Below are 17,838 nucleotides of genomic sequence, written 5' to 3'. Positions count from 1 at the left end.
GAATGGATACACCGACGCATGCGCATCCTGCTTGCCCGCCATGGCGAAACGCCGTGGAACGCCGAAGGCCGCTACCAGGGCCAGATCGACATCCCGCTCTCGCCGGTCGGTGAAGGCCAGGCGACCGCGCTGGGCCAGCGGTTGAAGGACGTGCGCATCGATCGCGCGGTGGCCTCGCCGCTTTCCCGTGCGCAACGCACGGCACAGCTGGCGCTGGGCGAATCGCGCGCGGACATGCTGCTCACCGATCCCGAATTGCAGGAAATCGCCCATGGCGAATGGGAAGGCCTGCTCGCCAGCGAGATCCAGGAGAAGGATCCGGCGCGCCTGCTCGCCTGGCGCGAGGAGCCGGACACCGTGCTGATGCCCGGCGGCGAATCGCTGCGCCAGGTCCTCGACCGTTCGTGGCGCGGTCTGGCGCGCGCTGCCGACGGACTGGGCGACGACGACACGCTGCTGATCGTGGCGCACGATGCCGTCAACCGCGTCCTGCTGTGCCGCATCCTGGGTCTGCCCATCGCCAGGCTGTGGATGTTCCGCCAGGCCCCCACGACGCTCAACCTGCTGGAAGGCCCCTCGGTCGACCAGCTGGAAGTCGTGCGTCTCAACGACTGTGCGCACCACACGCCGTTCTTCGGCGAAGCGAAGCATCGGGCGCTCTAGCCTGCCGCCCGGACGGGCGGGTTACCCGCCGGCATGCGGAGCCATCGGGTACGATGCGCTCCGCGATCCGGTCCTGGTGCGAACCCGATGAAAAGAGTCTTGCTGGTGGCCCTGCTGGGCGTGATGCTGCCGTGCGCCGCTCTCGCCGAAACGGCGGTGCGACGCGTCGATCCCCGGGTCATCGAGGCGCCGCCACCGCGATATCCGCCCGACGCGGTGCGCGGCGGTTTTGCCGGCACCAGCGTGCTGATCGTCAGCATCTCGGAAACCGGCCAGGTCACCGACGTGCAGGTCGGACAGTCCGCAGGCCATCCTGCACTCGATGCGGCCGCGATCGAGGCCGCGCGCAGCTGGAAGTTCGCGCCCGCGATCGAGAACGGTCGCACCGTCGCGGCACGCGTCAGAATGCCGGTGGACTTCGGACTCGGTGACGAAAGAATCTACGACCCTTTCCTTGCGCGGATGACGCCGGAGGACTGGGTATCCGCGGTGCCGGTGGACGAACACGGACACCTGCCGGGTTACCTGCCCGATCCCCAGCCCATTCCGGGCGCGAACGCGGAGGAGGCGATCGCGCTGTTGATGCAGCGTGGCAACGTACAAGCGGTACAGGGAACACCGCCGGGCGTGTCGCTCTACGCGGTCGCCGACGGCAAAGAGTTCAGCCAGTGGTGGATCCATGGCGAGGGCGCGTCGCGTTCCGTCGTCAGGCGTCGGCTCGCGACGGACGGCCAGCGCGGCTTCCTGATGACGCGCGTGCTGTGCGGCGTTCCCGGCAGTCACGCGTGCCTGGTCCTGCAGGCGACCGAACAGGGCGCCCGTCCGCAGATGGCCGTCAAACTGCCGTCCTCCCCCGGCGCAACACCTGCGGGCCGTTCGCCGTGAGCGGATCGCGTGACCTGTCGGCCTGGCTGGCCTACATCGAACAGCAGCACCCCAAGTCCATCGACATGGGCCTGGACCGCGTGCGCGAGGTCGCCGCACGGCTCTCGCTGGGCAGACCCGCCACCCGCGTCATCACCGTCGGCGGTACCAACGGCAAGGGCTCGACCGTGGCCTTCATCGAGGCCATCGCGCGCGCTGCCGGCTGGAAGGTGGGCGCGTACACCTCGCCGCACCTGCTGCGCTACAACGAGCGCGTGCGCCTCGATGGCGTCGAGGTGGATGACGCCTCATTGGTCGAAGCGTTCGAGGCGGTGGAGGCGGCGCGCCTGAGCCCCTCTCCCGTCGGCGACCAACGGAAGTCCCCGCGGGAGAGAGGCGTTGGGGTGAGGGTCGAACGAAGTCCGGGCGTGTCCGACGGCGTCGCCACACCATCCCCACCCAGCCCTCCCCTTGAAGGGGAGGGCTCCGGCATTCCGCTGACCTATTTCGAGTTCGGCACGCTGGCCGCGCTCTGGCTGTTCGAGCGCGCAGGACTCGACTTGGCCGTACTGGAAATCGGCTTGGGCGGGCGACTGGATGCGGTGAACATCGTCGATCCCGACGTCGCCGTCATCACCACGGTCGACATCGACCACACCGACTGGCTCGGTAACGACCGCGAGGCCATCGGCGCCGAGAAGGCGGGCATCGCCCGCGCCTGGAAGCCGTTGGTGCTGGGCGAAGTGGATTCGCCCTCCAGCGTCCTGCGCCACGCGTACGCCATCGGCGCGAACGCACTCCGGCTGGGCAGCGACTTCTTCCACGAGCCCATCGACCGCCAGCGCTGGCGCTGGCGCGAAGTCGGCGCGGAGCTGGAACTGCCGTCGCCCGCCTTGTCCGCGCCGTCGCAACGCGCGAATGCGGCGACCGCCATCGCCGCGCTGCGCGCGTTGCCGGGCCAGGCCGTGCCGGACGAAGCGTTCGCCGAAGGCGTGGCGAACGCCGTGCTGCCGGGTCGCCTGCAGTCTTTCCAGCGCCATGGCGTGGACGTGGTGCTGGATGTCGGCCACAACCCGCAGGCGGCGCGCGAACTGGCGGCATGGCTGCAGGCACGTCCGATCGCTGGCGTCACCCGCGTGGTGTTCGCCGCGCTGGCCGACAAGGATGCGCGCAGCGTGGTCGACGCGTTCGCCGGTACGCCGCTGCACTGGTTCCTCGCGGGTCTGGTGTCCGGACCGCGCTCGCAGACGGCCGAAGAACTCGCGGCGCGCCTCGACGACCGGATCGCGACGACGGCACGCCTGCACGCGAACGTGGACGGCGCCTTGCGTGCCGCGCTCGCCGCGTCGACGCCCGGCGACCGCGTGCTGGTATTCGGCTCGTTCCACACGGTGGCCGATGCATTGAACGTGCTGCATTCAGGTCGATGACGGAAAGCGCGCGGAGGCGCGCCGTATAATCGCTGCGGCATTCCCGCCGCAGCTGCCGTGGACCTGGATGGATACTGCCCTGAAACAGCGCCTGATCGGCGCCGTCGTGCTGGTGGCGCTGGCCGTCATCTTCCTGCCGATGCTCGTGAAGGGCCCCGCGCCCGACAGCGGCGTGTCCGATGTGCCGCTGGACGTGCCGCCCGCCGCCGGCGGCGAGTTCGAAACGCGCGAGTTGCCGCTGGTGACGCCGGGCAACGCACCATCCACCGGCGCCGTGGGCCTGCAGGGCCAGGTCGCCGCGCCTGCCGCCGAACCCGCACCGCCTTCCGGCACGCTGCAGCCGGCCGCGACCGCAGGAGGCAATTTCGCCGTCAGTTTCGGGGCCTACGCCACCCGCGCCGATGCCGATACCGTCCTGGCCCGCGTGATGCAGGCCAAGCTGCCCGGGTTCGTGGAACCGGCGACCATCAACGGCCAGCCCGCGTTCCGCGTGCGCGTGGGGCCCTACGCGGACCGTCCGCAGGCCGAAGCCGCACGACTGGATGCGATCAAGATCCGCGGCGACGTCAATGCGCAGGTGGTGACGCTGGACGTTCCAGCCGACACGCCGACGACGCCGTCGCCCACGCCCGCGACCCCGGTCGCGACGGCGCCGGCCACCACGCCGGCCGTCACCACCCAGGCGCTTCCGCCGGAACCGGCCAAGCCCGCCCCGAAGCCGGCCGCGGCCGAGACGAAGCCGGTGGCCACCACGCCGCCGGCCCCTAAGCCCGCTCCGGCGACCGCGACGCCGGCCGCGCCCACTCCCAAGCCTGTTGAACCGCCCAAGCCGGCCGCCTCCGGCACCGGTTTCGCCGTGCAACTGGGTGCGTTCTCGAATGCGGCCGATGCCAATGCGCTGCGCGACCGCGCGCGCGGTGCCGGTTTCAGCGCCTTCGTCGAACAGGTCCGCACCGACAAGGGCACGCTGAGCCGCGTGCGCGTGGGTCCGGTCGCCAACCGTGCCGATGCCGACCGGTTGAAGGCGCAGGTCGCGACGAAGATCGGCGTCGACGGCATGGTGCGTCCGCATCCTTGAGGGTCTCGACGCGCCCGACAGGTGATCGCCCCGGGCGCGCCGCGTGAGCGCGCTCGACCTGACCCTGTTGGCCATCGTCGGCGTGTCGACCCTGTTCGGCCTGATGCGCGGTTTCATCAGTGCGCTGGCCTCGATGGTCGCCTGGCTGCTGTCGGGCTGGGTGGCCTTCCACTACGGCGCCGACGTCGCCCATCTGCTGTCGAGCGATGGCCAGCCCTCGGCCAGCGAACTGCTCGGCGGCTACGTCCTCAGCTTCGTCGGCGTGATGATCTTCGTGGGCTTGACCGGCTGGGCGATCCGGCACCTGGTCAAGTCGGTCGGATTGTCGGGGCTGGATCGCGTGCTGGGACTTGCGCTGGGGCTGGCACGGGGTGCTTTCGTCGCCTGCGTGGTGCTGCTGCTGACCGCCTTCACCGATCTGCCGAGCGAACCTGAATGGCATCGCTCGTCCGTGGTGCCGGTGCTGCTGCCCGGTGCGCAGTGGCTGTCGCAGTGGCTGCCGGAATGGACTGTGCAGGAACTGGACTTTGGCAACGGGCGCCCGGCGGGCGATAATGCGCGCCTGCGAAATCTGCTGCCCCTGCCGCTGGAAGAACCCGGCGCATCGCAGGAGCGCGCCCCACCGACCGCCTCGCCCGCGTCGAAACCGGAGTAGATCCACCATGTGCGGCATCGTCGGAATCGTCGGCAACCAGAACGTCGCCGGCCAGCTTTATGACGGGCTGACCGTCCTCCAGCATCGCGGACAGGACGCGGCCGGCATCGCCACCGCCGACGGAACGCGCCTGCGCGTGCACAAGGACAACGGGCTGGTGCGGGACGTGTTCAGCCCCAAGGCCATGAGCGTGCTGGAAGGCCGCGTGGGCATCGCCCACTGCCGCTATCCGACCGCGGGCTCGGAGGGCATGGACGAGGCGCAGCCGTTCTACGTCAACTCGCCGTACGGCATCGCGCTGGCGCACAACGGCAACCTGATCAACACCGAATCGCTGCGGCAGGACGTGTTCGCGCAGGACCGCCGCAACATCAACACCGATTCGGACAGCGAAGTGCTGCTGAACGTGTTCGCGCACGAACTGGACCTGCAGCGCACGCTGACGCCGGAAGCGGCCATCCGCGCCGTCGCCGGCGTGCATCGCCGGGTCAAGGGCGGCTATGCGGTGGTCAGCGTGGTGCTGGGTCTGGGCCTGGTGGCGTTCCGCGATCCGCACGGCATCCGTCCGCTGGTGCTGGGCAAGCGCGAGCACGGCGAGGGCACCGAGTACATCATCGCGTCGGAGTCGGCCGCGCTCGACATCCTCGGTTTCGTGCGCATGCGCGACGTGCAGCCCGGCGAGGCCATCGTCATCACCGCGCGCGGCGAACTGTTCAGCGAGATCGTCGCGGATGCGCCGAAGCACGCGCCGTGCATTTTCGAGTACGTGTACTTCGCACGCCCCGACTCGATGATCGACAACGTGTCGGTGCACAAGGCGCGCATGCGCATGGGCGTGAAGCTGGGCGAGAAGATCCTGCGCCTGCGTCCCGACCACGACATCGACACGATCATCCCGATTCCGGACACCTCGCGCGACGCCGCACTGGAGATCTCCAACGTGCTGGGCGTGAAATACCGCGAGGGCTTCATCAAGAACCGCTACGTCGGCCGCACGTTCATCATGCCGGGGCAGGGCGAGCGGGTGAAGTCGGTGCGCCGCAAGCTCAATCCGATCAACCTGGAGTTCCGCAACCGCGTGGTGCTGCTGGTCGACGACTCCATCGTGCGCGGCACCACCTCCAAGCAGATCGTGCAGATGGCGCGCGATGCCGGTGCCCGCAAGGTCTATCTGGCCAGCGCCGCACCGCCGGTGCGCCATCCCAACATCTACGGCATCGACATGCCGGCCGCCGACGAACTGGTGGCCCACAACCGCACGGTCGAGGACATCGAGCGCGAGCTGGGCTGCGACTGGCTGATCTACCAGGATCTCGAGGACCTGGAAGCCGCCGTGCGCGAGGGCAATCCGAACCTGGCGGAGTTCGATTCGTCCTGCTTCGACGGCGAGTACGTCACGGGCATCGAACCGGGTTACTTCGAACGCATCGAGCAGTCCCGTTCGGACGAAGCCAAGCGCAAGCGCCGCGTCGGCTGAGACGCGGCGGCTCCGCGATGACGACGTTGTTCGAGGCCGCCCGCGTCTGCCTGGATGCGGCCGACGTCGATGCGAAGGTCGCGCTGACGCAGGGTTACGCTGCGGCGTTCGCACGCGGCGAACTCGACATCCCCGAAGACGCACCGCCTCCAGCGCCCATCCGCGCGCCTGGCCGGCCGCCGAAGCCGGCGCTGGTGCATCCGCGCGATCTGCCGCGGCGCGGATTGGGCAGCGTGCAGGGCAGGGCGGCCTTCCTCCACGCCATCGCGCACATCGAACTCAACGCCATCGATCTGGCCTGGGATGCGGCCTACCGCTTCCGTGGGCTGCCGCACGATTTCTACGCCGACTGGGTGGGCGTGGCCCACGACGAGTCGCGCCACTTCGTGCTGCTGCGCGACCGCCTGCGCGAACTTGGCCACGAGTACGGCGACTTCGATGCGCACAACGGCCTGTGGGAGATGACCGAGAAGACCGCGCACGACGGCCTGGCACGGATGGCGCTGGTACCGCGGGTGCTGGAGGCGCGCGGCCTGGACGTCACGCCGGGCATGATCGTCAAGCTGCGCGAACTCGGCGACGACGCCACCGTGGCCATCCTGGACCTGATCCTGCGCGAGGAAGTCGCGCATGTCGCGGCCGGTTCGCGCTGGTACCGCTGGTACTGCGCACAAAGGGGCATCGAACCGCGTGCCCGCTTCCGCGAACTGCTGAAGCAATACGCCGGCGGTTACCTGCATGGGCCGTTCAATATCGAGGCGCGTCTGTTGGCGGGTTTCGATGAGGATGAGCTGGCGGCGCTGCAGGCGCAGACGTTGTAGGAGCGACGTCAGTCGCGACCGTAGCAACTGCGCGCTCGCGGCATCCGGCCAGATTCAATGATGACGAATGACCGCTCAGGACTATTGTCCGTCTTTGCCAAGGCATGCGGTCGCGACTGACGTCGCTCCTACAACGGACACAGTCGCTCGAGCATCATCCTATCCGGCTCCACGCGCAGCACCGAGCCCTGCTCGTACCAGTCACCCAGCACGATGCGCCGGCACGCACGATCACCGACCGTGAGATCGTGGAGGGCAGGCCGATGCGTGTGACCGTGGATCAGCGTGTCGATACCGAACTGCGCCAGCGTCGCCTCCACGGCCGACGGCGTCACGTCGGTGAGCGTCTCGAACGAGGCCTGGTTGTCCTGCTTCATGCCGCCCTGGTGCGCGGCGCTGGCGGCACGCGCCTGCGCCGCGAACGCGAGCCGCGCGGCCAGGGGCTGCGACAGGAACTGCGCCTGCCATGCGGGATTCCGCGTCTGCGCCCGGAACGCCTGGTAGGCCGTGTCGCCGGTGCACAGCAGGTCGCCATGCATCAGCAGCACCGGCTTGCCGTACAGCATGACGACGGCCGGGTCGGGCAGGATGCGCATGCCGGCGCGGCGGGCGAACGCGTCGCCGAGCAGGAAATCCCGGTTGCCGCGAATGAAGCACACCGGCACGCCGGCATCGGCCACCTCGCGGATGCGGGCGGCGACGTAGGCGCCGGTGTCCGAGGGATCGTCGTCGCCGACCCAGGCCTCGAACAGGTCGCCCAGGATGTACAGCGCGTCGGCCGTGCGGGCTTCCCCTTGCATGAACGCGCCGAACAACTCGGTCACGGCCGGGCGTTCTGGATCGAGGTGCAGGTCAGAAATGAAGAGCGTGGTCATGGCGCGATTCTAAGCCCTCCCCTTCAAGGGGAGGGTTGGGTGGGGATGGTGTCGGTGCGGTCGTTCACGAGGCGCAACGCCATCCCCATCCCGGCCTTTCCCTTGAAGGGGAAGGGGAAATGCGTCGCGCGCAGGGTAAAATTGCAGGATCCGCCTATCGAGCTTCCCCATGGCCTGCCGTACCCGCTTCGCCCCCAGTCCTACCGGCTACCTGCACATCGGCGGCGCACGCACGGCGCTCTATTGCTGGCTGGAAGCCCGCCATCGCGGCGGCGATTTCATCCTGCGCATCGAGGATACCGACCGCGAGCGCAGCACGCAGGCCGCCATCGACGCGATCCTCGATGCGATGGACTGGCTGGGCCTGAACTACGACGAAGGCCCGGTCTACCAGACCCAGCGCATCGAACGGTATCGCGAGGTCGCCGAGCAATTGGTGGCGGCGGGCAAGGCGTACTACGCCTACGAGACGCGCGAGGAACTGGACGCTATGCGCGAGGCCGCGATGGCCAAGCAGGAGAAGCCGCGCTACAACGGCGCCGCACGCGAGCAGAACCTGCCGCGTCGCGACGATCCGAACCGCGTAATCCGCTTCAAGAATCCGCTCGACGGCGTGGTCGCCTTCGACGACCTGATCAAGGGCCGCATCGAGATCGCCAACAGCGAACTCGACGACATGGTGATCTTCCGCCCCGATGGCTACCCGACCTACAACTTCGCCGTGGTGGTGGACGACTGGGACATGGGCATCACCGAGGTGATCCGCGGCGACGACCACATCAACAACACGCCGCGCCAGATCAACATCTACGAAGCGCTCGGCGCGCCGGTGCCCAAGTTCGCGCACATGCCGATGATCCTGGACGAGGAGGGCGCCAAGCTGTCCAAGCGCACCGGCGCGGCCGACGTGATGCAGTACAGGGACGCCGGCTACCTGCCGCATGCGCTGATCAACTACCTGGCGCGCCTGGGCTGGTCGCACGGCGACCAGGAGCTGTTCTCGCGGCAGGAGCTGATCGATCTGTTCGACGTCAAGGACGTGAACTCCAAGGCCGCGCGCCTGGACATGGCCAAGCTGGGCTGGGTGAACCAGCACTACCTGAAGACCGATGCGCCGGCGGACATCGCGCCGCACCTGGTCTACCAGTTGCAGAAGCTGGGCGTCGATCTCGCCGCAGGTCCTGCGCCGGCCGATGTGGTGGTCGCGCTGCGCGACCGCGTGCAGACGCTGAAGGACATGGCCGAAAAGGCGGTGGTCTGGTACCAGCCGCTGACGACGTACGACGATGCGGCCGTGGCCAAGCATCTGGGCGCGGCGGCCCGGGCCCCGCTGGCGAAGGCCCGCGAGTCTCTGGCGGCGCTGGCGGAATGGAGTGCCGAAAGCGTCTCGACGGCACTGCACGAGGCGGCCGCGGCACTGGAACTGGGCATGGGCAAGGTGGCGCAGCCGCTGCGCGTGGCCATCACCGGCACCCAGGTCAGCCCCGACATTTCGCAGACCGTCTACCTCGCCGGTCGCGACGAAGCCTTGAAACGCATCGATGCCGCACTCATCAAGTGCGGTACGGTCGCCTGAATCCGGATCGCCCATGCCGAACGCCCACGCCTGCACCGACCCGCACCACCACGTCCACGACGCCAAGGCGTTCGTGGCGGCGGTCGAGCACGCGTGCCATGAGCGTGGCCTGCGGCTGACACCGATCCGCGCCCGCGTGCTGCAGTTGATCGCCGAAGCCGGCAAGCCGGTCAAAGCCTACGAGCTGCTGGACTGGGTACGCGCCACCAAGGGCGTCGGCGCCGATGCGCCGCCCACCGTGTACCGGGCGCTGGATTTCCTGATGGCCAACGGCTTCGTGCACAAGCTCGAGTCCGTGAACGCCTTCGTCGCCTGCCACCATCCCAACAGCGCCCAGCACTCCGTGCCGTTCCTCATCTGCGACCGCTGCCACAGTGCGGTGGAGCTGGAGGACCGTGACGTGGTCGCCGCGCTCGATGCACGTGCGAAAGCGCTGGGTTTCCAGCCGCAGGCGCAGACGCTGGAAGTGCACGGACTGTGCGCACGCTGCGCGGCGGCGTGAGGCTTTCGCTGTTGTAGGAGCGACGTGAGTCGCGACCGCAAGGTCCGCCGATCCGGAAACCATCATCGCGTTTGATCTTCCAGGCGGTAGTCGCGTCCGTTGAAATGCCTGAGAGCGGATGGCGTGCGGTCGCGACTCACGTCGCTCCTACAGTCGCTCCCACAATGATCCTCTTCAAGCCGCTGCCGGCACCGCTTTCGGCGACGCCTCGCGGATCGGCAGGTTCGCCACGGCCGCGATCAATGCCAGCGCCATGTCGGCGTACCACATCCACGTGTAGTCGCCGAAGCGCTCCAGCGCCAGTCCACCCAACCACGCGCCGAAGAAGCCGCCGATCTGGTGCGACAGCAGCGTCAGCCCGAACAGCGTGCCAAGGTAGCGCGGGCCGAACAGCTTGCCGACCAGGCCCGCCGTCGGCGGCACGGTCGCCAGCCAGGTGAAGCCCAGCGCGGCCGCGAATACGTAGAACGTCAGCGGCGTCGGCGGCGCCATCAGGTACAGCGCGATCATCGCCGCGCGGCTGGCGTACATCGCCGCGAGGATCCACTTCATCCGCATCCGCTGACCCAGCGCACCGGCGACCAGGCTGCCGGCGACATTGAACAGGCCGATCAGCGCGATCGATGCCGCCGACACGCTCGGCGACAGGCCGCACAGCGCGATCTCGCCCGGCAGGTGCGTCACCAGGAAGGCGATGTGCAAGCCGCAGGTGAAGAAGCCGAGGTGCAGCATCCAGTAGCTGCGGTCGCGCAACGCGATGGCGATCTGATGCTTCAGCGTGATGTCGCCGATGGCGGTCGCAGGGGGCGCGGCGGCGTCTGGCGCCTTCTTCCTGCGCAGCGGAAAGGCCAGGGGAATCGCCAGCAGCGAGGCGACCGCGAGCGTGTACATCGCGCTGGCCCAGCCCGCCAACGCGATGACCGCCTGCACCAGCGGCGCGAACACGAACTGTCCCAGCGACCCGCCGGCATTGATGAAGCCCGCGGCGAACGAGCGCTTCTCCGGCGCAAGCTGCTGCGCGGTGGCGCCGATCAGGATCGAGAAACTCCCGGCGCCCGCACCGGCGGCCGTCAGCAGGCCCAGCGTAAACATCAGGCCCCACGGTGAAGTCAGGTGCGGGGTCAGCGCCAGGCCCAGCGCGAGCAGCACGGCGCCCAGCACGAGGACGCCGGTGGAACCGCGCTTGTCGGCGATGGCGCCGAACACCGGCTGCACCGCGCCCCAGGTGAACTGGCCGATCGCCAGCGCGAAGCTGATGGCGGCGATGCCGATGCCGGTGTCCTGATGGATCGGCGCGACGAACAGGCCCGTCGTCTGGCGTGCGCCCATGGTGATCATCAGGGTTGCCGAGGCGGCGAGCAGCAGGCCCCAGTGCATGCGCGATCCGGTCGCGCCTGCGGCGGTACTCATGTGGCGTCTCCCAGATGTTCGCGCAGGAGGTCATCCAAGCGATCGAGATCGCCGTGCAGTCGCTCGATACCGGTGTCCCCAAGCATCGCGTCGATGACGTCCTGCGCACGCCGCCAGCGCGGCTTTGCGCGGGCAAGCCGGTCGCGGCCCGCGGGTGTGAGGCCGATCATGCGCCGGCGGGCATCATCGCCGCGGACCGTCGCCACCAGGCCGGCGTCGACCAGTGGCGACAGGTTGCGGGTGAGCGTGGTGCGGTCCATGCCCAGTTCGTCGGCCAGCTCGCCCAACGCGCGCGGTTCGCGCTCGCTGCGGCGCAGGATCGAGTACTGGTTGAGGCTCAGGCCGACGGCCGCCAGTTCGTGGTCGTACACCTGCGTCACCCGACGGCTGGCGCGGCGGAGGCGGAAGCAGGTGCACACGCTGGGTGTGGTGGGGGCGGTCGTGGCAGGCATCGGAACGACGGTAACGGATGGTGGCGCCATTATGTGTATATACACATAATGGGCGTCAAGAAGGGCGGCTGCCATGCCGGCCAGCCGCCCCGGGGGAGGAACGTCAGAGGAGGATCAGAAGTAGGCGCGGATGCCGAACGCCACGCCCCGGCCCGGCAGCGGCGCGTAGTCACGCAGCAGCGAGGTATGCGGACGGGCTTCCTCGTCGGTCAGGTTGCTGCCATCCAGGAACACTTCCCAGCTCGACGCCGGGCGGTCCCAGCGATAGGCCAGGTGCGCGTCCACCAGGGTGTAGGCGTCGCTCGGCGCTTCGTTCTGCGCCACATCGTCCTGCTTGCCGTAGCGCACCGCGCCCAGCGAGGCGCGCCAGCCACCCAGCGACCAGCCCAGGTCGGCGCCCACGCGCATCGGCGAGATGCGCGGCAGGTAGCCGCCCTGCGCGATCTCCACTTCGTAGCCGTGGGTGTGGTCGCCATGCGGCACCTCGAAGGCCACCGTGCGCATGCCGCTGCCATCGAGTTCCGCGCGCACGTAGTCGCCGTACAGGCGCAGGTCCCACACGCCGGCGGTGGTGTCGGCGATCTGGATCTTCGCTTCGGCCTCGGCGCCGGTGAAGGTCGCATCGTCCTGCGTCCACAGGCGCACGGGATAACCCTCTTCCTCCACGCCGGTATCGGTGAGGTAGATGAAGTCCTTGAACCTGGTCTGGTACACGGCGAGCTTCAGGTCCACGCGGTCGGTGTGCCAGTGCGCGCCGATCTCCGCGCGCACGCCCTTCTCGGTGTCGAGCGCGGTGTCGCCGATTTCGATGGACTGCGTGGCCACGTGCGTGCCGCCGGCGAACAGCTCCTCGTTGGTCGGTGCGCGCTCGGAGCGGTCCAGGCCGAAGCGCAGGTCGAAGCCGTCGCTCAGGCGCCAGATGGCGGCCGCCGACAGGTTGATCGCATCGAAATCGGTGGACGCGCGGTCTTCCGGCTTCAGCTTGACCTGGTCGTAGCGCCCGCCCAGTTCCAGCTTCCACGGGCCGAAATCCTTCTGCTGCAGCACGAACAGGCCCAGCGTGTCGGTGATGGTGGACGGGACGAAGGCCTCTTCGCCGACGGCAGTGAAATCGGTGCTGCCGAACTGCAGGCCGAACGCGCCGCGCCAGCCGTTCCAGGTCTTCTGCACCGCTTCCAGGCGCGCGTCGTAGCCTTCGTTGGTGAAGCGCGTGCCGATCTCGTCGCCCTCGAGCTCCACGTGCTCGTAGTCGTTCCAGGCGGCGCGCAGGTTGATGCTTTCCAGGAAGGAGACCGGGTTGTACACGCCCGCCTTCATGTCCAGGCGGTTCTGCACCATGTCGATGCGCACGGGACCTTCCTCGTGCTCCTCATGGTCGTGGTCTTCTTCGCCGTCGTGGTCGTGGTCATGGTCGTCCTCGCCATGCACGTGCGCACCGGCGGGAATGCCGTAGTCGGTGCGGTAGGTGCTGGCGGCCAGGCCGAAGTAGCCGCGGTCGCCGAGGTAGGTGGCGCCGAGCGCGCCGGCCCTGGTCCTGACCGAGCTGTTGGGCAGCGTGCCGTCGGGCTGCGGTTCCTCTTCGTGCTCCTCGCCTTCCTCGTGGTCGTGCAGGATGGCGACGCCGGGGATGTCGTAGTCGTCGGTGTCGCGGACCAGGCCGTCGACATGCAGCACCCAGTTCCCGTTCACGCCATCGAGGCGGAACATGCCGGTGCGCTCGTCGTTGACCGTGTTGCCGCGCACTTCGGCGCGCCCGCTCAGCGGCTGGTCGGGAATCGACTCGGCCAGGCGTCCGTCCACCACGTTGACCGCGCCGCCGATGGCGCCGCTGCCGAACAGCAGGGTGGCCGGACCCTTCAGCACCTCGATCTGGTCGGCGAGGAAGGGTTCGATGCTGACCGCATGGTCGGCGCTGACCGTGGAGGCATCCATGGAGCCGAGGCCGCCGGACAGCACCTGCACGCGCGGGCCTTCCTGGCCGCGGATGATCGGACGGCCGACGCCGGTACCGAAGTAGGTGGTCTGCACGCCCGGCAGCTTCGCCACGGTTTCGCCGAGGGTGCCGGCCTTGGCCTGGTCCAGCTCCTCGCCGTACAGCACGTCGACGGGCGTGGCGACGGACTCGGCGTTGCCCTTCAACGGAGAGGCGGTGACCACGACGGCGTCGAGGTCCTTGGCGTTCGCGTCGCCGTCGGTCTGGGCGAACGCGGCGGGGGAGGCGAGTGCCAGGGCGAGCGCGAGGGCGAGCGGGCGGGGGGCGGGACGGCGGGGTGAAGGCATGGGTACGGAGTCGCTCATGTGGGGATAACGAATGATGTTATATTATACCAATAGTGACAATGTAACCCTCCCGGAAGTCATACTGCCCCCATGAAGCGTTCGTTCCGCCATTTTCTCGATCGACTCGGTGCCGCCGGATCGCTGATCTGCGCCGTGCATTGCGCGGTCGTGCCGTTGCTGCTGGCGCTCGCGCCCTCCCTGGGCCTGTCGCTGTGGCTGGGCGAGAGCCTGGAGGAAGTCTTCGTCGTGTTCGTGACCGTCCTCGGTGCCTTCAGCCTGATCTGGGGCTACCGCCGGCATCGCGTGTTCCGGGCCCTGGGCATGCTGCTGGTCGGCCTGGCGGCACTGTGGGCGGGCGTGCTGTACGCGCCGTTGCACGAATCGGTGGTGCCGCACGCCATCGTGATGACGATCGGCGGCATGCTGGTCGGCCTGGCGCACCTGCTGAACCTGCGCCTGAACCACTGGCACGTCCACGACGCCAGCTGCGCGCACTGAACCTCCCCGAGCCTGCGGCAGGAGCCGGCGAGGCCCCGCTGTGATAGGCTTTGCGGCCTCGCGCGCGGTCCCCTATCCGGTGGTCGCCGCGCAACCGCCCCGACCCGGGCGGACTTTCATTGAATCAGGAGAACAGAGATGGGCAAGGGTGATCGCAAGACGGCCAAGGGCAAGCGCTATTCGTCCAGCTACGGCAATGCGCGCAAGCACACCGTCGCCAAGGCGTCCGTGGCCGCTACCGCCACCGCCAAGAAGGCCGTGGTGAAGGCGCCGGCGAAGAAGGCCGTCGCCAAGAAGGCCGTCGCCAAGGCCTGAGCCATCCGCGCCGGCCGGTCCGGCAGCGCGTACGAAACCCCGGCCCCGGCCGGGGTTTTCGTTTTTCTAGATCGCCGCGACCGCGCGACCGCCCACGTACACGGCCGACACCAGGTCTCCGCCCAGCCAGTACGCCAGTTGCGCGGGTCGGTCGATCCGCCAGCAGACGAAGTCCGCCCGCTGTCCCGCGAGCAGGCGCCCGCGATCGGCGAAGCCCAGCGCCTGCGCCGCATGCACCGTGGCGCCGCGCAGGGCTTCTTCCGGCGTCAGGCGGAAGTGAGTGCAGGCCAGCGACATCGCCAGCCGCAGCGACTGCAGGGGCGAGGTGCCGGGATTGCAGTCGGTGGCGACCGCCATCGGCACGGCGTGGGCACGGAACGCGTCCAGTGGCGGCAGCGTCGTTTCGCGCAGGACATGGAACGCACCGGGCAGCAGCACGGCCACACTGCCGGCCTGCTTCATCGCGGCCACGCCGGCGTCCGACGTGTATTCCACATGGTCGGCGGAAAGGCCGCCGAAGCCGGCCACCAGCGCCGCGCCGCCGCCGTCGCTCAACTGGTCCGCGTGCAGCTTCACCGGCAGCCCCAGCGCGCGTGCGGTCTCGAACACGCGCCGCGTCTGCGCAGCGGTGAAGCCGATGCGCTCGCAGAACGCGTCCACCGCATCGACCAGACCGTCGGCGTGCAGGATCGGCAGCCAGTCGCAGACGGCGGAAACGTAGTCGTCGGCGCGGCCGGCATACTCCGGCGGCAGTGCGTGCGCGCCGAGGAACGTCGTGCGCACGGTGATGCCCAGGACCTCGCCGATCCTGCGCGCCACGCGCAGCATCTTGCGCTCGTTCTCCAGGTCCAGGCCGTAGCCGGACTTGATTTCCAGCGTGGTCACGCCGTCGTCGCGCAACGCGCGTGCGCGCGGCAGCGATTGCGCGAGCAGGTCGTCCTCGCTGGCGGCGCGGGTGGCGCGGACGGTCGAGACGATGCCGCCGCCGGCGCGCGCGATGTCTTCGTAGCTCGCGCCCTGCAGGCGCTGTTCGAACTCGCCGGCGCGGTCGCCGCCGAACACGATGTGCGTATGGCAATCGACCAGGCCGGGCGTGACCCAGTCGCCCTGCGCATCGATCACCTCGTCCGCCAGTGCATCGGGCGCTGCCGGCAAGGCAGCACGAGGACCTGTGAAGACCAGCATGCCGTCGCGCCACCCCAAGGCGCCGTCCTCGACCGCGCCATAACTCACGTCACCGACGAGGGTGACGAGGCGGGCGTTTACCAGTACGCCGTCCCAACGCGCGTCCATGCCTTCAGTCGCCACCGCCGCCTCCATCGCAACCACCGCCACTGTCCGCACCGCAGCCGGCATCGTTGTGCTGGCCCGTGCTGCCTTCGCTACCGCCGGTACCCCCGTCCGTCGCCCGCGCGTTCTTCTTCTGCGCGCGCATGGCGAGGGCCACCACCGTCAACGAAACCGCAACGGTGGACAGCGCGAGGGCGATCGCGATGAACGGTGTGGACGACAGATCCATGCAGGTGTCTTGGCCGGAGCGACGCGGTAGCCTAACGCACCCCTGTCGCCGGCCGTAACCACCGTCATGTCGAATCCCGATTCCACCGCAGGCCTGGCCACCGCTGTCGACGGCGGCTGGCGCGTGCCCGGCATCGCCAACCTGCATTCGCACGCGTTCCAGCGCGTCATGGCGGGCCTGGCGGAACGGCAGACGCATCCGGAAGACAGTTTCTGGACCTGGCGCGAGATCATGTACCGCTTCGCCGCGCGCATGGATCCGGACAGCACGTATGCCGTCGCCGCCCAGCTGTACGCGGAGATGCTGGAAGCCGGCTATACCAGCGTGTGCGAGTTCCACTACGTCCACCACCAGCCGGATGGCACGCCGTACGCCGACCGCGCCGCCATGTCGAAGGCGCTGATCGCCGCCGCCCGCGACACCGGCATCCGCCTGACGCTGCTGCCGGTGCTGTACATGACCGGCGGCTTCGACGGACGCGAGCTGTCCGCGCGCCAGCGACGCTTCGGCCACACCGTGGAGGCCTTCCTCCGGCTGCTGCAGGACCTGCACCCGCTGCAGGACGCATCGCTGCGCATCGGCTGCGCGTTCCACAGCCTGCGCGCCGTGCCGGAGATGGCCATGCGCGAGGTACTTGCGACGCTGCCGGCCGATGCGCCGCTCCATCTCCATATCGCCGAACAGGTGGGCGAAGTGCAGGACTGCCTGGCGGTGCGCGATGCGCGTCCCGTGGAGTGGCTGCTGCGCGAGTTCGCCGTCGATTGTCGCTGGACGCTGGTGCACGCCACGCATCTGACGCAGGAAGAAGCGCGGGGCATCGCATCGAGCGGTGCCACCGTGGCGATCTGTCCGACGACCGAGGCCAACCTGGGCGATGGCCTTTTCCCGCTGCGCGACTACCTGCAGGCCGGCGGACGCTGGGGTATCGGCTCGGATTCGCACGTGTCCGTCTCGCCGGTGGAGGAGTTGCGTTGGCTTGAGTACGGCCAGCGCCTGGTCACGCGTCACCGCAACATCGCGGTGACGGCGGCCTCGCCGAGCGTCGGCGAAACGCTGCTTTGCGGGGTTCGGGACAGTGCGGCGGATGCCACCGGTTTCCGGCATGCGGCGGACGATACGGTGCTGCTGGATGCGGAGGCGCCCGCGCTCGTCGGGGCCACGCCGGAGGACCTGGTGGATCGCTGGCTGTTCGCCGGCAACCGGCCGCTGGTGAAGCGGGTGCGCGTGGCGGGTCGAGAGGTGGTCGCCGACGGTCAGCATGTGCAGCGTGAGGGCATCGCGCGCCGCTATGGCGAAACGCTGCGGCGCCTGCTGCGCGACTGAGGCCGCGCCGGGATGATGACGCCGCTGCGTGGATCATCGGCCGGATCGGGGGTTCCATCGCCGCCTCGCCGGGCTCCATCCGATCCCCGCCCGGCGCGTG

Annotated in this window: 18 protein-coding genes; 12 read left to right on the top strand and 6 right to left on the bottom strand. The window is 69.1% G+C overall.

Going from position 1 to position 17,838, the window contains the following annotated elements:
* Positions 1–18 precede the first annotated feature (18 nt).
* From VGN58_RS06925 to VGN58_RS06895, 7 genes are all read left to right on the top strand, one after another.
* Entirely contained in the window at positions 19–663 is a 645-nt protein-coding gene (locus tag VGN58_RS06925) for a histidine phosphatase family protein (RefSeq protein ID WP_327482567.1), read from the top strand.
* A gap of 105 nt (positions 664–768) precedes the next feature.
* Entirely contained in the window at positions 769–1,548 is a 780-nt protein-coding gene (locus tag VGN58_RS06920; RefSeq protein ID WP_327482626.1) for an energy transducer TonB, read from the top strand.
* A 65-nt stretch (positions 1,549–1,613) separates the two neighbouring features.
* Positions 1,614–2,957 carry a folylpolyglutamate synthase/dihydrofolate synthase family protein gene (locus VGN58_RS06915; RefSeq protein ID WP_327482625.1) on the top strand — a complete coding sequence of 448 codons (1,344 nt, stop codon included), beginning with the start codon at positions 1,614–1,616 and terminating at the stop codon, positions 2,955–2,957.
* A 67-nt stretch (positions 2,958–3,024) separates the two neighbouring features.
* Complete coding sequence (locus VGN58_RS06910) at positions 3,025–4,035, top strand: SPOR domain-containing protein (RefSeq protein ID WP_327482566.1); 1,011 nt, start codon at positions 3,025–3,027, stop codon at positions 4,033–4,035.
* Between the two features lie 43 nt (positions 4,036–4,078).
* The gene (locus tag VGN58_RS06905) at positions 4,079–4,690 is read left to right on the top strand and encodes a CvpA family protein (RefSeq protein WP_327482565.1); all 612 of its coding nucleotides are present in this window, start codon (positions 4,079–4,081) and stop codon (positions 4,688–4,690) included.
* Positions 4,691–4,697: 7 nt separating this feature from the next.
* Complete coding sequence (gene purF / locus VGN58_RS06900; RefSeq protein ID WP_327482564.1) at positions 4,698–6,167, top strand: amidophosphoribosyltransferase; 1,470 nt, start codon at positions 4,698–4,700, stop codon at positions 6,165–6,167.
* 17 nt (positions 6,168–6,184) lie between these two features.
* Positions 6,185–6,988 (top strand): ferritin-like domain-containing protein, encoded by an 804-nt coding sequence (locus tag VGN58_RS06895; RefSeq protein WP_327482563.1) that lies wholly within the window; start codon positions 6,185–6,187, stop codon positions 6,986–6,988.
* A gap of 128 nt (positions 6,989–7,116) precedes the next feature.
* Here the strand turns inward: VGN58_RS06895 and lpxH are convergent, their stop codons facing one another.
* Positions 7,117–7,863: a UDP-2,3-diacylglucosamine diphosphatase gene (gene lpxH, locus VGN58_RS06890; protein ID WP_327482562.1), complete on the bottom strand. Its 747-nt coding sequence runs from the start codon at positions 7,861–7,863 to the stop codon at positions 7,117–7,119.
* 169 nt (positions 7,864–8,032) lie between these two features.
* Here lpxH and gltX point away from each other — a divergent pair, with 169 nt between their 5' ends.
* Entirely contained in the window at positions 8,033–9,439 is a 1,407-nt protein-coding gene (gene gltX / locus VGN58_RS06885) for a glutamate--tRNA ligase (protein WP_327482561.1), read from the top strand.
* Positions 9,440–9,452: 13 nt separating this feature from the next.
* The gene (locus tag VGN58_RS06880) at positions 9,453–9,941 is read left to right on the top strand and encodes a Fur family transcriptional regulator (RefSeq protein ID WP_327482560.1); all 489 of its coding nucleotides are present in this window, start codon (positions 9,453–9,455) and stop codon (positions 9,939–9,941) included.
* Positions 9,942–10,115: 174 nt separating this feature from the next.
* Here the strand turns inward: VGN58_RS06880 and VGN58_RS06875 are convergent, their stop codons facing one another.
* From VGN58_RS06875 to VGN58_RS06865, 3 genes are all read right to left on the bottom strand, one after another.
* Positions 10,116–11,351: an MFS transporter gene (locus VGN58_RS06875; RefSeq protein ID WP_327482559.1), complete on the bottom strand. Its 1,236-nt coding sequence runs from the start codon at positions 11,349–11,351 to the stop codon at positions 10,116–10,118.
* Positions 11,348–11,803: a MarR family winged helix-turn-helix transcriptional regulator gene (locus VGN58_RS06870; protein ID WP_327482558.1), complete on the bottom strand. Its 456-nt coding sequence runs from the start codon at positions 11,801–11,803 to the stop codon at positions 11,348–11,350. Before VGN58_RS06870 ends, VGN58_RS06875 begins: the two co-directional genes overlap by 4 nt.
* 114 nt (positions 11,804–11,917) lie before the next feature.
* Positions 11,918–14,083 carry a TonB-dependent receptor gene (locus VGN58_RS06865; protein WP_327482557.1) on the bottom strand — a complete coding sequence of 722 codons (2,166 nt, stop codon included), beginning with the start codon at positions 14,081–14,083 and terminating at the stop codon, positions 11,918–11,920.
* A 90-nt stretch (positions 14,084–14,173) separates the two neighbouring features.
* Between VGN58_RS06865 and VGN58_RS06860 the strand changes: the two genes are divergently transcribed.
* Positions 14,174–14,581, top strand: coding sequence for a MerC domain-containing protein (locus VGN58_RS06860; protein ID WP_327482556.1), 408 nt, complete (start codon positions 14,174–14,176; stop codon positions 14,579–14,581).
* A 138-nt stretch (positions 14,582–14,719) separates the two neighbouring features.
* The gene (locus tag VGN58_RS06855) at positions 14,720–14,896 is read left to right on the top strand and encodes a 30S ribosomal protein THX (protein WP_327482555.1); all 177 of its coding nucleotides are present in this window, start codon (positions 14,720–14,722) and stop codon (positions 14,894–14,896) included.
* 66 nt (positions 14,897–14,962) lie between these two features.
* On the opposite strand, the gene hutI is transcribed toward VGN58_RS06855, so the two are convergent.
* Together hutI and VGN58_RS06845 are read right to left on the bottom strand one after the other, a co-directional pair.
* Positions 14,963–16,189 carry an imidazolonepropionase gene (gene hutI / locus VGN58_RS06850; RefSeq protein ID WP_327482624.1) on the bottom strand — a complete coding sequence of 409 codons (1,227 nt, stop codon included), beginning with the start codon at positions 16,187–16,189 and terminating at the stop codon, positions 14,963–14,965.
* 4 nt (positions 16,190–16,193) lie between these two features.
* On the bottom strand, positions 16,194–16,415 hold the full coding sequence (locus VGN58_RS06845; RefSeq protein ID WP_327482554.1) for a hypothetical protein: 222 nt from the start codon (positions 16,413–16,415) through the stop codon (positions 16,194–16,196).
* 66 nt (positions 16,416–16,481) lie between these two features.
* On the opposite strand from VGN58_RS06845, the gene VGN58_RS06840 reads away from it, so the two are divergent.
* The gene (locus VGN58_RS06840) at positions 16,482–17,738 is read left to right on the top strand and encodes a formimidoylglutamate deiminase (RefSeq protein WP_327482553.1); all 1,257 of its coding nucleotides are present in this window, start codon (positions 16,482–16,484) and stop codon (positions 17,736–17,738) included.
* Positions 17,739–17,838: the final 100 nt, after the last annotated feature.

This window comes from Pseudoxanthomonas sp. (assembly GCF_035999195.1).
In the GTDB taxonomy this organism is placed as follows: Bacteria; Pseudomonadota; Gammaproteobacteria; order Xanthomonadales; family Xanthomonadaceae; genus Pseudoxanthomonas_A.
This window is presented reverse-complemented; position numbering and strand designations above follow the sequence as displayed.